Here is a 14,942-nt window from a genome sequence, read left to right on the forward strand (position 1 = left end):
CAGCGCAATGCGAGGGGGAGATTACAATGGCGAAAACTACCACCGCGATACGTTTTGACCAGCAGGAACGTGAGTGGATACAAGCATATGCCGACTTCTTAGGAATCAGTTTTTCACAATTTATCCGTCGGGCAGCGTTAGAAAAACTGGAAGATGCCCTCGACACGCAAGACTATATGCAAGCCCTGAAAGAAGACGACGGCACCCGTTACACCACGGATGAGATTATGCGCGAAGTCATGGAAGACGAGTGACCCAAGCAAATGACTTATCAAGTCCGCTGGACCAATGCCGCTCGCAAAGACCTAAAAAGTATCCCTAAAAAGCAACGCATCCTCCTCGTGACGTGGGTCCGCGACCACCTGGACGGGTGCGAGAACCCCAGAGGCATCCCCCAAGGTAAACAGCTGCAGGGAACCAAAAACGGCTGGCGCTGGAGAATCGGTTCCTACCGAGTGATAGGACAGATTAAAGATCAGGAACTGGTGATTAACATTGTCCGCGCCGGGCACAGACAAGGTGTTTATCGCCCCTTACCCAAGATTTAAGCCACTGATTTATCCCACCAGCAAACACGAGCACTACACACGACCTTCCAACCCGACAAAACTAAAACCACAACCCCGGCACAGAGCGTTGTCAGGATGGCTTTTTGGCGAAAATAAGTACGTAAAATCGCCAATATTGGCGATTTTCAGGACCTAAAACCGGTTTTGGGCTTCATGCGCGGGATCTTATGGGGACTTACACGAACGACCGATTTCAAACCAAAATCCACGATATTGCCCCACCTTGCTTGTGCAAAACCGCTGGTAGACCCGATTCTAGCTGAATAAAGAGGCTCCAAAGCGAAACGTAATCGGTCATTCGTGCAGGGCATGACGTAAACCCCGCCACGGGCCTGGCGGTAGGATAGAACCTATGCGCGCGAACCTAGACAAGAATCCTCACGACGTCCAATCCATGTTCAATGCCGTGGCTCGACGTTACGATTTGATGAATTTCCTCGCCTCCCTGGGGCAGGAAAAAATATGGCGCGCCCACGTGAAGCGCGCGGTGGTGACGCGACCATTTCTGAAAGTTCTGGATGTGGCCGCTGGGACTGGCGCCAGCTCGATTGAGTTCGTGCGCGCCGGAGCCAAAGTCGTGGCAGTTGATTTTTCCGAAGGCATGATTGCCGAGGGGCGTCGACGTCACCCGGAGATTGACTTTCAGCAGGGTGACGCGATGAACCTGGACTTTCCCGACAATACTTTTGATTGCGTCACCATCAGTTTTGGGCTGCGCAACGTCTCGGATCTGGACCGGGCTTTGCGCGAGTTTTACCGGGTGGTGCGCCCCGGCGGGCACGTGGTGGTGTGCGAATTTTCCCGACCGACTTTTGCCCCGTTTAGAGCCGTTTATCGGTTCTTTTTGCACCGGGTTATGCCGCCGATTGCTCGGTTGTTCTCGACCGACGCGGTGGCGTATGACTACCTGGCGGAATCTATCTTGGCTTGGCCCTCTCAGTACCAGTTCGCCGCCCACCTGCGCGCGGCAGGTTTCGAGCGCCTGCAGCTCAAGAATCTCACCGGCGGTATCGTCGCCCTGCATCGAGGCTACAAACTGAAGTAACCGCCGGTCCGGGGGCATCTCCTAGAATCGGTAAAACGTAAAAGTTCCTGGTGGCGTTTTTTCGTCGCACACCCGGCTTTTACTGACAATGCGTGGTGATAGCCGCATCTCTCCGAAGTCCCGATGACGCCGGCGCTCAGCCCCACCTGGTCGTACCACTGGGGATATTTCTGGTCACCCCTGCGGCACCTCGCCTAATTGCTGGAACACTTGAGAGTGAAAGAAAATTCGTAGTGCGGTGCGGCGACTTGGTAGCATTCCTGCAACTTCGGTCCGCAGCTTTGGGAACCGATTCCCGCCATGCGATGATCCAGACACAGCACGGTTTCCGGGACCTCGACCAGTTCATAATCGTGAGCTTTCGCCCCCAGTTCTTCTTGCGTAAAGTGCGACGCGTTGAAACTGAATTCCGCCCCGCTCACCACCTCTAAACTGGCGTTCTCGCCGCTCAACTTGAGGTAGTCACAGGAGCAGCGCGACCCGTTTTCTTGTGGGCGCAAATAGTGCTGGAACAGGTCCCGAACGGGGCTGCAGAAACGCCCGTGCCAGGCAGAACGACGTTTGTCGAGGTAGTTTTCGTGCGGTCCCAGCCCTGACCAGTCCGCTTGGGTAAAGTCTTGGTCCAGGAAGATTCGCCATCCCAAGCGCGGTAGTTCCGGAAACTGCGTATCACGGGTGACGCTGGCGTTCATCCGCAAGGCTCCATCGTCGCCTAATACCCATTCCAGGTCTGCTTTTAAAATGGGCTGAATCGACGGCGCCACCAGCGCTACCTGCGATTTCACCACCATACTGGTGCCGGACACCACCTCGACTGAATAGGCATAGGGGGTGCAACGGTCATAGTGTGCCCGCTCCCACCGCGTCCGGATATACGCGTCGTTGTCGGTCGGGGCACGCCAAATGTTGAGTTCCATCGGTCGGGTCAGGAGCGCCCCCGCGCGGCCACGCCAATCGGTGAGCATTCCGGTGAACCGGGAAAACACGTAGGTGTATGCGCCCAGCTCAATCGTGATTTCCTTGGGACTGGTTTCGATATGGGGAGCGTGAGGTGCCGGAATGGTCCGGAGTTCCTGGCTGAGCTGACGGGCAGGCAGACAGCGCGGGTCGGCGTTATCCAGAGCAAACTCGTCGAACCCCAATAAATGCCCCGCCTCCAGGCAGGCGAACGGACGGGACAGGTACGTTTCCACCCTCAGGAAACACCTCCCGCCGGCAGGAACGTCTATGGAAAGCGGAATTTCTACACTCTGGTGGGGCGCCAGCGGGGGCAGATCGATAGCGCCGCTGTCCTCCGCGCCGTCTCGCACCCTCACCCATTTCAGGGTGGCAAAATCGGCGGTGTTGAGGTGATCAGCCATATTTGTCGCCCGCAGCAACCCAGCCTTTTGGTCATAGCTAAACCGCAAGGGACGGTACACATTTTTAACCTCCCACAGCCCGATATGCGGGGTGCGGTCGGGGCTGACCAGCCCGTCGACGCAAAAGTTCCCGTCGTGGGGGGATTCCCCCGAGTCTCCACCGTAGAGCAGACGACCGTCGGCGTCTGGCACCGCGTGGTCGCACCATTCCCAGATGAACCCGCCGCACATGCGCGCGTCTGCCTGCACCAGGGCCCAGTAATCCTCTAAATCCCCCGGACCGTTGCCCATCGCGTGACAGTACTCCACCAGCAGGAATGGCTTGTCGCCGAGGTTATCCAGGTAGTCTGTGATGTCGGAAAGCGGGGGGTACATTCGGGAGTACAGGTCGATATTGTGGTAATCATAAGTGCGGTCGTGGGACCGATAGTAGGCGCTTTCGTAGTGCGTCACCCGGGTGGGGTCAAAGTCTTTGATCCATTGCAGCGCGGTTTCGACAGTTACCCCGTAAGCACATTCGTTGCCTGCCGACCAGGAGAACACGCACGGACGATTCTTTTCGCTGTGAACACAGCGCTGGACCCGGTCCAGGATGGCAGGAATCCACTCCGGGTTGTCCGCGATGGGTTTATTCCACAGCTCCACCACGTTTTCTTCCGATTCGTCGGTCAGGACGCGGTTTCGGGTGCCATGGCTTTCATTATCCGCTTCGCTCATCACGTAAAAACCCAGCTCATCGCACAGATGATAGAACTGGGGGCAGTTCGGGTAGTGGGAGGTGCGCACCGCGTTGATATTGTGCTGGCGCATCAGCTCTAAATCCCGTTTCATCTGGGCTAGCGAGACGACCGGTCCGGTTTGCGCTTCACTTTCGTGACGGTTTACGCCTTTGATTTTGATGGGGTTGCCGTTCATTTTCAGCACGGCGTCAGTGATGGTCACGGTACGGATGCCGACCCGTTCCGTGATGACTTCGTGCGCAGATTCCATCACCATGGTATAGAGGCGGGGTGCGCCAGGATTCCACAGTTTCGGGTGTTCGAGGTGGAACTCGGTGGCATGGGTGTAGGTTTCGTCCCCATCGCACAAGGGGTGTAGCTCGGTTTGCCCCACAATGTTGGGTCCGTCGGTGAGCGTTACCGTGACCGGGCAGGGTCCCCCGCGGAAATTCGCGCGCAGTTTCACGCCGGCACCGTTGGGCTGTATCTCGGTGGTGAGGAAGTAATCCTTGAGGTGTGCCGCGGGACGTTTCAGCAGGTAGACATCGCGGATAATGCCCGAACAGCGGAACTTGTCCTGGTCTTCCAGGTAGCTGCCATCCGACCATTTACAGACCAGTACCGCCAGCGTATTCGTCCCCTCCCGCAGAAACTCGGTGACCTCAAAAGCGGAAACCGTGTGGGAGACTTGTGAATACCCCACGTAACGCCCGTTCAGCCACAGGTAGAAACACGAGTCAACGCCCTCGAAAACGAGGGTGGCATCGGGGGCTTGCGGATCTGGCTGGTAGTGAAACTCATGACGGTAAGCGCCGGCGGGGTTGGCATGGGGCACATAAGGGGGGTCAAAAGGGAACGGGTAGTTGATGTTCGTGTACTGGTGGGAGTCGTAACCGTGGTACTGCCACGCGCCGGGGGTGGGAATCGTGTCGGGAAGCCCCGCAGCTCCGGGAGTGAAAAAATCCTCCGGCACGTCCTCTACGCAGGGATAGAATCCGAACTTCCACACACCGTTGAGCAGCTGGAAACGGTCTGAACGCTCACGGTCCAGGTTGAAATTCGGGATTTGCGCCGAGGCGTGCGCGACCTCGGGGGAAACCGGAATGTAGTAAGCCCGCGGCGCCACGGTATTTTCGTGTAAAACGTTGAGGTTCTGGTGGTGATTTGGTAACTGCATAAAAGTCTCCTCGGGGAGGTGCCACGGGAATCGTATCCACCGACGCTGGTGTCATCGTTCTCACCGGCACTGGTAACGATAACACAGTTTTGCCGGGGGCGGCGGTGCACATAAATGCCAGGCTGGCCGCCACCCGTAGGTAGCGACCAGCCAGCTAAACTCACGCTCGCGACTATTGCGCCTGGAGCGTCACGGGAATCTTCTTTTCTGTCCCACCGCGCACCACGGTCAGTTCCACCGTGTCACCCACGGCATACTGCCGCACGAAACCGACCAGGGACAACGAGCCTTTCACGGGCTTGCCGTCAATCATGGTGATGATGTCCCCCTGTTTCAGACCGGCTTTATCAGCTGCCGAACCGGAGTTTATTTCTTGCACCCGCGCCCCCAAGCGGGACACTTTGTCTACGGTGGCGACCTCTTGACCCACAACTACGCCGAGCGCTGCGTGTACCGCTTCGCCGTGATCAATCAGCTGGGTAGCAATCATCGAAGCCTGATTAATCGGGATGGCAAACCCCAACCCGATAGACCCTGCCTGCCCCTCTCCGGTCGAGCCGCCAGAACCCGAAAGACTCGCGATAGACGAAGTCACGCCCACTATCCGCCCTCGTGAATCAAACAAGGGACCGCCGGAGTTACCCGGATTCACCGCCGCATCCACCTGAATCGCGTTCGTGGTGACTTCGGTGGGAGCGGTGCTTTTTTCAGGCTGGGAAGGCTGCAGCATCCCGCCACCACCGAAATAACGGCGCAGACCGAAGGGGTCACGTTCATCCTCATCATCGGAACCGCCCCCCTGCACCGCCTGCACTCGCACCGGACGGTTCAGTGCCGAGACAATGCCCGTGGTCACTGTGGACGACAGCCCCAGAGGGTTACCGATAGCCGCGACTGACTCCCCGACTTTCAAGTCGTCAGAGTTGCCCAACGGCGCTACGGTCAAGTCTTTCGGAGGGTTCTCGATTTTTATCACTGCCAGGTCGGTCAGCACGTCACGACCCACAATTTTGGCTTTGTACAAGCGCCCGTCGGACAGTTCCACGGTAATGACTCCGTTGCCGTCCGCAGCCCCCGCCACCACGTGATTGTTGGTCAGGATGTGACCTTTCGAGTCGATAATCGAGCCGGAGCCCTGGTCGGATTCGCTGTTCGTTTCCACCGAGATTGCCACCACGGCGGGACGGACCGCTTTGGCGACTGCCTCCCAGTTCGGGTTCTGCGAGTTGGAGTTCGCTACCGGCTCGGGGGTGGCGACGTCTTTATCCTCTGGATTAAACAGGGTGGAACTGGTCGTTTCCCCGTCATGCCCGAGCAAACCGCTCTGTTCGACGGCGTACAAACCACCGGTGCTCAGCAGCGAAGCCGCCACTGCCACGCCAATCAAGGCTCCCCAACCAGGACGGCTTTTTTCCGCTTTGCCCCCTGGGGTTGCTGCCCAAGTCAAGCTGTTTTGCAGCGGGTTTGTCGCCCCGCGGCCGCCAGCAAAGGGGTCGGATGTCGCAAACGGGTTGCCTCCGGGATTGCCCGGCTGACCGGGGTTCATCCCGTTTGGCTGCCCCTGGTTCGGACTGGTCGCGGCAGGTGACGGGCTGGCAGGGTTCGCGAGGGGGTCAGAAAATCCCGGAGTGGTACCCCAAAATGCGTTGGCGCCGTACTGTGTCGAAGGGTTCGGCGATGCCGGATTGGTCGTGTTGGCAGCATTGGCAGAAGTGGGGTCGGTCGGTTTGGTCGAGGCAGCGTCGGGCACACTGGTGAAGTTACCAACGGGCTGTTCAGCCGGGACGCTCCCGGATGGACTGGTGAACCCGTCACCACCAGGACTTGTGAAACCGTCACCGGACGGACTGGCGAACCCCGCGCTGACCGCTTCGCCAGAGGTCGGCGCAACCGCGCTGGCTTGTCCAGCAGGGGTGACCGAGATAATCCGACCGCTCAGGCTCGGAGTTTGTGTCTCGGGGGTCTGCGGGCTGGCCGGCGCCGCGACCTCATTAGAGTTCTGGGGATTCATGGGAATCTGCGTTTCTTGATGTTCCGGGGTGGACCCGGTGTTTTCCCGGCGTTCCGGCGCGGACGCCTCCTCGGGGGAAGCCCAGGGATTATTCGTATCGCTCACTGTTTACTCCTCATAAGTTCTCTTCGGTTTTAACCCGGCGACTTCAAAATTACCTGGGATGCAGGCGGCTGGCAGTGACCAAAGCTCGTTCCCAGGTAGGATTTGCCGGGTTTGCGCTTACTTTCTGCCGGCACTGGCACAGCACAGGTATCGCGTCAACACCAGCACCGGAACCGACGTCAGCGTAAAGGGTCCCAACTTTGATTCGGACGCTGCGGGATATGTTGCCGCAGCTGCCGGAATCTTCAAAGTCAGGTGGACGGGAGGATGACCTCCATCAGGCTCAAACCCCTGACCGGTTGGCACAGAGCCGCCACCAGCTCTGCCGGGCTGCCTATCTGCACGGCTTGCCAGCCCGCTGCCCGAGCCAGCTCGCAAATGTCTCCGACCTGGGGGGTGAGGAACATCCGCGTGAAAGTATCCGCCGGAGCTGCGCCGTGTTCCAGGCTGCCAAAAATCCGTCCGCCCCCGTTGTTTATCACAATGACCTGCAAGTTTGGCACGGTTTCTACCCGACCGTGGCACAGCGCCCCCAGGTCATGAAAGAACGAAACGTCCCCCAAGACCAGCCGCATCGGTTGCCGCCGTGCCAGCGCGGCTCCCCACGCCGCAGCAATGGTGCCATCAATCCCCGCCAGGCCCCGGTTGGTAAAGACACGATGCCCCCCGAACGCACCGTCCTGGTGATTTACCGACTGGACGTCTGCCTGCTCGGGGGCTGGAATCAGGTTTCGGGCGAAATTGCGCGCCACCGTGTCAAAAACTCGGATGGTCAGGGAGGCTCCCAGGTACAAATCCAGCGGCTCGGACACAGTCATGGTGCTGTCCCAAATCGTTTGTGCGGCGCGGTGAAAACCCCAGTCACGGGTCAGCGCCGCGACGGCGTTTTCCCCCGCGGCACGCCACATTTCCAGCCAGTTTTCCGGGGTCTCGGCGGTGGGATGGCGGGGAGTCGCGACTGACGACGGTTTCGCCACTTTCTCCAGTTCACAAGCCAGGGTGGCAGCGTCTGTCCAGTGCCGCGCGATGTTGCCCGCCAGGTTCACCGTTGTTCCCGGTGCACCCACGGTTTCCACGGGAATGTCCCGGCGAGAAATGAGTCGCGTAATCGGCCGGGTCAGGGTGGGACGACCCGCGACGATGACTCGTTCCAGGTTGTGTTCGACCACTGCCGACAATGTGGTTCCGGCAGCTTTGGCGTATCCTCGCATCGCGTGAGGATGGCAGCGCCAGGCGGTTTGCGGCTCGGCAAGGACGGGAATCCCCGCGTTTTTCACTACCTCACGCAAGTCCGCGTAGGTGGCGTCGCTGAGGTCCCCGGCGATCAGCAGGGTGCCGCGGGGTGACTGGTCGGGGTCAAAAGGTTCCTCGCGGGCGTTGGCGCTGACGCTAGCGCTGGTTGCGGCGAACGCTTCGATAGCTTCGGGGGGCGCCAGAGGTTCGATAAAGCTAGCATTGAGGTGTGCTGGACCGGTGGCTGGGAATTGTTTTTCGTTGGTGGCAGGATGGGGAGGAGGAGCTTCACCCCGACAGGCTGCCGCGACCTCAGAGACTACCTCTGACAATACAGCGGAGGTAATGCCGGGTTGTATATCGGCAGCGAAACGCACGAATTCCCCGAAAATTCCCGGCTGCCAGGTGGTTTGATTCGCACCAGTGCCGCGTAGTGCGGCGGGACGATCCGCGCTGAGGATCAGCAACGGCACCCCCGCATGGGCTGCTTCCATCACAGCGGGGAGGGCGTTGCCCACCGCGGTGCCGGACGTCATCACCAGAACTGCCGGGTGACCCGCTCGTGCCGCCCCTAGCGCCATAAATGCCGCGTCCCGCTCGTCAATACGCACGTGCAGGTCCAGGCGGTGGCTGGCTGCCAAGTGGTTCAAGGCATATCCCAAGGGGGCATCACGAGAGCCGGGACAGTAAAACCAATGCGTGAATCCCTGCTGCACCAATAAACGCGCCAGCTCCTCAGCGTATTGCTGGGATGATGCGTCTTGACCGTGTCGCTGCCTGGTGTCGTCCACAACTCGCCCTTTCGCTGCTTTGCATCCTTTTTTGCGTCTCCCAGAATCTGGTGAAACCGTTGAAATGCCAGGAAACGAAAGCTGTTTCGGAAACTGCCAGATTTTCGTCTCCGGGGTCAATGCTACCTTTCAAGTACTATCGCACGTACCGAAGGGAGGTTTATGGACAGAACACCGTCAGACAGTTTCGATTCAGTTCAATGCTGACATGGCGCGAATGTTTAGCCATCTTGTTGTGCGGGCACTCAGCCGTTTTCTTGGGGCAGCTGGATTTTGGTGGCACGACCGCCGTGAATCCAATATCCGCGGGCAGGCGGAAAGGCAATGCCGTCTTGAGGGACGCTAACGCCAAAGATGGCGGCAGTGTCGGAGGCACTCAAACCTAGAGAGAGTCCCGCGGCGGGGGCTTTCACCGCCGCATTCAGCTCGGAGTCTGTCATCCAAGACAGTCCGTCGCGGGAAGTGGCAGCGCCGGAGGCAAAGACCAGGTGTCCCTGGCGACGTGCCGCGCGGATGATGTCTGCCATCGCTGTGGCAGCGTCCGTGTTCTGCGCGAATCCGGGCAGGTCGGCAATAAAGATAGCTAGACCGGGGAATCTCGGCGGGGACTTTTGCTCCGCGACGGAGAGCAGGTGGTGATAAAAGTCGCGGAAGTCTGAAAAGCCGCAGGCTACCGCGTCCCACATCGCCAGTCCTGCCAAGGTTTTCAACGCGGGCGAGCTTTCCTCACGGCTCTGTGCAGACAACAGCACCATCCCGGTGTCTGGGCTGGAGGTGCGCAGCGAACGAGCCAGCCAGCGCAGGACTGCCAAGCTCACCGCCCGATCGACTTCCCCGCTACCCCGCGCAATGAGGTACACTCCGCTGGTATTGGTGTTGATTTGTCGACCACCGGGGGCGCTCAGTCCCAGCGCCATTTCTCCCGCAGGAGGTGTGGCGAGGGCGGTGGCAAACACCGGCACGGCTAACCGGGCAATCCGGTGGGCTGGAGTTTTTGCCAAGGCGCTCAAGCGTTCCAGGATACGTGTTTGGGCAGGCTCGGAGGGGTCGTTACCGAGGACAGCTACCTGAATAGCTCGCGGGTCATCGGCAACCACGCCACTGCCGGGGATGGAACCGTTCAACTCGATTCGCATCCCAAATGCACCTCGCCAGGCCGCCGGGAGGTTCTCGACGCTGTCGGCACTGATGACGAAGTGGATCCCGACGACCCTGCCGCCGGTGATGAGTTCCAGAAAACTGGCGGAGCTGGCTCCCGGCAAGGACTCCAGCACGGTTTCCAAACCGTCAATCGCGACAATAATTCGCTCACCACGGTCCATTTCGTCGCCGTCAACAGCATCCGTGCCGAGGGGCATGCCAGGCTGCTTTGCAGGTCGTGTGCCACGCAGCACAGCGCGCAGTTCAGGAAAATCACGGGTGGCGTTGCGCTGCGCCACTGCAGTGCGCCAACGCCACCTGCTGACCAGGTATTCCATCGTGTCGGCAATTGTCTCCGGCTCGTTGGCATGAGCTACCACTCCCACGTTTGCCCAGTTAGACAGCACATCGAGAGTCGAGTCGGCGCTGCAAACATAGAGAGCAACGGGGTTACCTCCGGTGTTTAGACTATCGGCAGCAATAGCTCGCAACACTCCAGTGCGCCCACTACCGCGCGGACCTGCCACGAACAGGTTGCCCTCGTGGTCGGGACTAAACCCAAAGGGGACGACTTCTTGACGCCCCAGGTCATCGCGCACTCCCAGGCGGAACTCCGCATCGCTGGATTGCCCCAAAGACGCCAGGTCATAGACTTTCTCCAGCCCGGAAGTCCACCGCCGGACGGTAGATTTACCGCGATAAAACGACCCTGCCAGCACCGAAAGCGGGGTCAAAGCCGCCGAGTCCCCACTTGTGTCAGTCCGAGGAAAATTCCCCCTCACCAGAGCCGGGACTCGCCGCTGACTGCCCGCCGACAGCGCCGGGGGGAACTCCGTTCCGCCCAGGGGTGTGAAATTCACGGGAGCCAATTCGGGATCACTAAAATCCGTAACCATCAGGGAATTTAAGGTTTGAAAACTGGTCGCAACCCCGCCGACCAGCAGAATTCCGCGACCGGGATGTGAAAAAGCCGACCGCGAATCAATTTCGAGACTGCCACAGACCACCTCCAGGGCTGCACCTTCCAGATGCAGCACAACACGTGTCGGCAGATATTTCAAGGCTTCACGGGGCAATTTTTCGGTATTCCCGATACTCACCACCAAATGCAACCCCAGGGAGCGGTACATATGCAGCCGTTCAACCAGCTGCGAGAGCTGCCGCGCGGTAAACGACTCCCCCACGGCGATGACGACAATTAAATCCGCCGGAGTACCCGATATTTTCGCCGCGCGCGCCCGCACCAAGCTGCCCGCCCCGGATTCCCTCAGCCAGTTTTCTCGCCGCTCAGTCTCCGCCTCCAGGTAGCGCAGCAACCGGGCAAACACAGCATTTCCCCGCCCCGACTCAATGCCTAAACAGTGTGGAGTTTGCCCCAGTTCACCCCAGTTCGTAGCGCGGGAATCAAAAATTACCCAGCTCACATCCTCCGGACGCCGGGTCAGCGCCAAACCCGCCAGGTAAGCAGCGATGGCATTGGTCCGGGCAGCCTGGTTTTCTCCCGCTACAACAGCGTTTTTACCGTCAGCCAAATCCAACAACACCGGACCGGCAGCACCGTAGCCTATCGCTGCCGTACAGCGACCCCCGTCTCCCGACTCACCAAAAACCGCCGTGCTTTCCTCAGCTGTCAGGGGATAAACATCGGTCAACTGGGCGCTAATAGGCAAAGGCTCGGCGGTTTTGCCCGGTAGCTTCAGATTAGCCAGGAGCTCCGTAACTTTCCGCGCACCAGGGGTGGTCAGCAGCAACGGTTCCACACTCAGTTGGGTCGGACGGGCTGACTGCAGTGGAATCCCGTTAGCGGCAGTGTGCCGTCCCGCCGGCGGGGTAGTTCCGGGAATGCGGGACACACCGTCCTGCCAAGACCCGGTCGCCAGGTCCAGAACTTGCCGCACGGCACTCACTGCACTGCCGAGATTATCAACGGCGTTAACCAGCCAAATCCCTGGCTCCTCGGCAAAATCTTCCCATCGAGAGCCTGCCGGGACTTCTCCGTCGATTACCAGCAACAGGCGCTGACGCGAACCGCGCTGCCCCTTTTGACCGCTCCAGGCTTGCGCCAATCTCTCGGCGCTCGCTTCACTCAGGTCACAAACCGGCTCGACCGCTAAATCCTCGCGCACCGCGGCGCCGTGCGGCAGATAGTTAACCCACGTCCACTGTGCAGGTTTCGTCCCGGCGACCACGATTTTTAAGTCGGCAGGGGAATAGCGCAAGGCAGCGCGAATCAGGAACTGATTCAGCGCCGGTCCACGCAAGTTCTCGGGACCTGTCATCGCCAGCGGACCGGAATCCGCCGGAACGAAGGCCACTTCCAGACCGGTATGCCCCTCGCCGATGGTAGCGGCACCAATGGCGTTAATCCTGCGGTTAATCGCCGCGATTTGCCCCGAGGCTGCCTGCCCCATCTCCGCGTTAGACACCGAGTCCGGGACCGCGGCTCCGGCTGACCGGTGGACGACCGCGGCGGCTTCTGACCCCGTACTCGATCCCGCAAGCGGTCCCCAGCCGCGAAACGGGGTCGCCGTCCCGTGGCTGCTCAGCGTAATTTCTGGATAAACCTGGGTGAAACCGACCGGAATGCGCATTTGCACACTCGCGTGTCCCCACAGTCCAGGCAGCAGGGCGTGGTGGGGATCCGACAGGTCGGGAACACTGTCGCGTATCGCCACGTCACGGCGATGCAAAGCTGCCTGAATCTGGGGAGTGAGCGCAACCATGTCCCGCTCATAACGCACCCAAGCCGCCCGGTTTTGAGTCAACGCCCACCCGACTTCTGAGCCACCCGCAACTACTGCCAAACCCAGCAGGGCAAACGCGACGGCACTGGGGAAGATGACTGCCAGCACCCCAAACAGCACCACCGGCACCACGGGTAAGGCAAGCGTCGCGGGATTTGCCAACCACAAGCGTGGTCGCGCCGGCATTTCTATGTTGATTCCCAGCGGTTCGGGGTCAGCAGCCGGTGGGGGTGAATACGCCAGCAGCGACTTCATACCCGCGGGAGCCGGCGGTAACTCGTCGCTCTCCCCCACCAGTGCCAAACCTGCCCCCGGCGGTATCGGCGCTTTTGCCAACGGCAAATCGCGCGGCAGCACGTAAGGTTTACCGACCTGCGCCGGATGTGTCCCGCCCGACTCACCGCGCGGGACTTGTGACCCCGACGTCTCGGCAACGACCGGCAGGGACCCGGTACCGCCCGGATCCAGCAGGGGCGCCAACGGCGTGACGCTGAGACGAGACGTCTGCCCGCCGCCTAAAGTGGTGACCACATCTGCCACTCGGGCACGGGCGTCTGCCTGCAGCAAGACTTCGGCAGGGCTGCCATCCACCAAGATTCGGACTGGTCGTCGCATCAGGCTGCAAACCTCAACAGGTAGTTTGGCGCCAGTTCCAGCACGTCACCGGGCTGAATGTTGTACCGCTTGTGCGGCTGTAAATCCACAATCTGACCCGTCGCCCGGCACAAGCGGGTGCCGTTATCAGACCCCAGGTCCTCCACGGTGACTTCCCACCCCTCGGTACAGATTCGGGCGTGAGTGCGGGAAATTTCGAGAATTTCCGGCGGGGTCGTCAGGGAAAATACCCCTTCGCGCCCGTGTGTCTCCGGGGCGCGACCGACCACTAATTCGCCTGTCAGCTCGACAGTCTGTTGGTCGGTGGAACGCACCCAGCCCAGTTTCGGGGATGCCACTTGCATCGGCGCGTCCAGGACACCACCGCACACTCGACAGCGGGGAAAATCCAGCGGGTTATGGTGACCCAGCGGACAAATCCGCACGGTAAACGGGGTACCTCCATCAGCACAGTGTTTCATCGTGCCCCCTCACTGCCCGGAGGAGGAGGCGGGGGTGGCAAAAGGGAGTTTGGGGGCGCGGGCGACTCGGAGAGCGCAGGATCAGCCGGTTCCGTGGGGGCGAGTGCGGATTCCGGGGCGGTCACGTCGAGCACAATCGCGGTCACATTATCGTGCCCGCCCGCCTGTAAAGCCAGATTCACCAGTGCGTTCACTGCCGTTTCGGGGGTGGGGTTGTCGCCCAGCGCCCGCCCGATGGCACCGTCATCAATCATGGAATGCAGCCCGTCGGAGCACACCAGGAAACGCCGGGGCGACGCTACCGGATAAGTCCAGGTATCAATCTGGGGTAACCCGGCTTGACCAGCGCCAATAGCGCGGGTGATGACGGAGCGGGTCGGCCAGACTCGGGCTTCTTCCACGGTCAGCATTCCCGCCTCGACCATCTCGGCGACTTGGGAATGATCCCGCGTCAGCCGGGTCAACAACCCCTCTCTCAACACGTAAGTTCGCGAGTCCCCCACATTGAGAACCAGGAACTGCGCCGGTTCTGACCCGTCCGTAGCGGGGGCTGACGCTGACCCGTCAGCCGCGGACTCCCCTAGTGGACCGAGCACCACCAGACCGGTGAGCGTGGTTCCCGGCGGCGAAATCGTGTAGTTAATGTTGGCTTCAACCAGCCCCATGACTTCCTCACAGGCTGCCTCCAGAGATTCCCGCACTACCCGCAGATTAACGTCCGTGCCGGTCAGAGGCTGAATGTGCCCCAGCAGCGTGGCAGAGGCTTGTTTCCCCCCGGCATGACCGCCCATCCCGTCTGCAACTAAAAAGAACGGTGGAGCCGCCAGGAAAGAGTCCTGGTTTTCAGCCCGTTTCAAGCCGATGTCGGTGGCGGCAGCCCAGCGCAGCGTCTCCCCGTGGGCGAGTGTCCAGGTACCGGTTTCAATCTCCATCGGTTTCGTCCTTCGCTCTCTCCTGATAGCTTCATTGCC

General features: G+C 60.2%; 9 protein-coding genes. 3 read left to right on the top strand and 6 right to left on the bottom strand.

The genetic code is table 11. The features are described from left to right. Positions 1–26 precede the first annotated feature (26 nt). The 3 genes from relB (at position 27) to HMPREF0574_RS04200 (ending at position 1,614) form a co-directional block, all read left to right on the top strand. Positions 27–254, top strand: coding sequence for a type II toxin-antitoxin system RelB family antitoxin (gene relB, locus HMPREF0574_RS04190; protein ID WP_004007452.1), 228 nt, complete (start codon positions 27–29; stop codon positions 252–254). A gap of 9 nt (positions 255–263) precedes the next feature. Next, on the top strand, positions 264–548 hold the full coding sequence (locus HMPREF0574_RS04195; RefSeq protein ID WP_004007453.1) for a type II toxin-antitoxin system RelE family toxin: 285 nt from the start codon (positions 264–266) through the stop codon (positions 546–548). Between the two features lie 373 nt (positions 549–921). After that, on the top strand, positions 922–1,614 hold the full coding sequence (locus HMPREF0574_RS04200; protein WP_004007454.1) for a class I SAM-dependent methyltransferase: 693 nt from the start codon (positions 922–924) through the stop codon (positions 1,612–1,614). A 194-nt stretch (positions 1,615–1,808) separates the two neighbouring features. Here the strand turns inward: HMPREF0574_RS04200 and HMPREF0574_RS04205 are convergent, their stop codons facing one another. From HMPREF0574_RS04205 to HMPREF0574_RS04230, 6 genes are all read right to left on the bottom strand, one after another. Continuing rightward, complete coding sequence (locus HMPREF0574_RS04205; RefSeq protein WP_004007455.1) at positions 1,809–4,871, bottom strand: glycoside hydrolase family 2 TIM barrel-domain containing protein; 3,063 nt, start codon at positions 4,869–4,871, stop codon at positions 1,809–1,811. Between the two features lie 172 nt (positions 4,872–5,043). After that, a complete protein-coding gene (locus HMPREF0574_RS04210) occupies positions 5,044–6,987 on the bottom strand; it encodes a trypsin-like peptidase domain-containing protein (RefSeq protein ID WP_004007456.1) in 1,944 nt (647 codons plus the stop codon). Positions 6,988–7,238: 251 nt separating this feature from the next. After that, positions 7,239–9,011: a 2-succinyl-5-enolpyruvyl-6-hydroxy-3-cyclohexene-1-carboxylic-acid synthase gene (menD, locus tag HMPREF0574_RS04215; protein ID WP_004007458.1), complete on the bottom strand. Its 1,773-nt coding sequence runs from the start codon at positions 9,009–9,011 to the stop codon at positions 7,239–7,241. A gap of 245 nt (positions 9,012–9,256) precedes the next feature. Further along, positions 9,257–13,510 carry an FtsK/SpoIIIE domain-containing protein gene (locus tag HMPREF0574_RS04220; protein WP_004007459.1) on the bottom strand — a complete coding sequence of 1,418 codons (4,254 nt, stop codon included), beginning with the start codon at positions 13,508–13,510 and terminating at the stop codon, positions 9,257–9,259. Then, positions 13,510–13,971 carry an FHA domain-containing protein gene (locus HMPREF0574_RS04225; protein ID WP_004007460.1) on the bottom strand — a complete coding sequence of 154 codons (462 nt, stop codon included), beginning with the start codon at positions 13,969–13,971 and terminating at the stop codon, positions 13,510–13,512. Before HMPREF0574_RS04225 ends, HMPREF0574_RS04220 begins: the two co-directional genes overlap by 1 nt. Continuing rightward, positions 13,968–14,903, bottom strand: a complete 936-nt coding sequence (locus HMPREF0574_RS04230; RefSeq protein WP_004007461.1) for a PP2C family protein-serine/threonine phosphatase — start codon at positions 14,901–14,903, stop codon at positions 13,968–13,970. The genes HMPREF0574_RS04225 and HMPREF0574_RS04230 overlap by 4 nt, the downstream gene beginning before the upstream one ends. Positions 14,904–14,942 lie beyond the last annotated feature (39 nt).

Source organism: Mobiluncus curtisii subsp. curtisii ATCC 35241 (assembly GCF_000146285.1).
GTDB classification, from domain to species: Bacteria; Actinomycetota; Actinomycetes; order Actinomycetales; family Actinomycetaceae; genus Mobiluncus; species Mobiluncus curtisii.

Coding starts and splice junctions, on each gene's coding strand:
- relB (WP_004007452.1), top strand. CDS start 27: ATGGCGAAAACTACCACCGCGATACGTTTTGACCAGCAGGAACGTGAG.
- HMPREF0574_RS04195 (WP_004007453.1), top strand. CDS start 264: ATGACTTATCAAGTCCGCTGGACCAATGCCGCTCGCAAAGACCTAAAA.
- HMPREF0574_RS04200 (WP_004007454.1), top strand. CDS start 922: ATGCGCGCGAACCTAGACAAGAATCCTCACGACGTCCAATCCATGTTC.
- HMPREF0574_RS04205 (WP_004007455.1), bottom strand. CDS start 4,871: ATGCAGTTACCAAATCACCACCAGAACCTCAACGTTTTACACGAAAAT.
- HMPREF0574_RS04220 (WP_004007459.1), bottom strand. CDS start 13,510: ATGCGACGACCAGTCCGAATCTTGGTGGATGGCAGCCCTGCCGAAGTC.
- HMPREF0574_RS04225 (WP_004007460.1), bottom strand. CDS start 13,971: ATGAAACACTGTGCTGATGGAGGTACCCCGTTTACCGTGCGGATTTGT.
- HMPREF0574_RS04230 (WP_004007461.1), bottom strand. CDS start 14,903: ATGGAGATTGAAACCGGTACCTGGACACTCGCCCACGGGGAGACGCTG.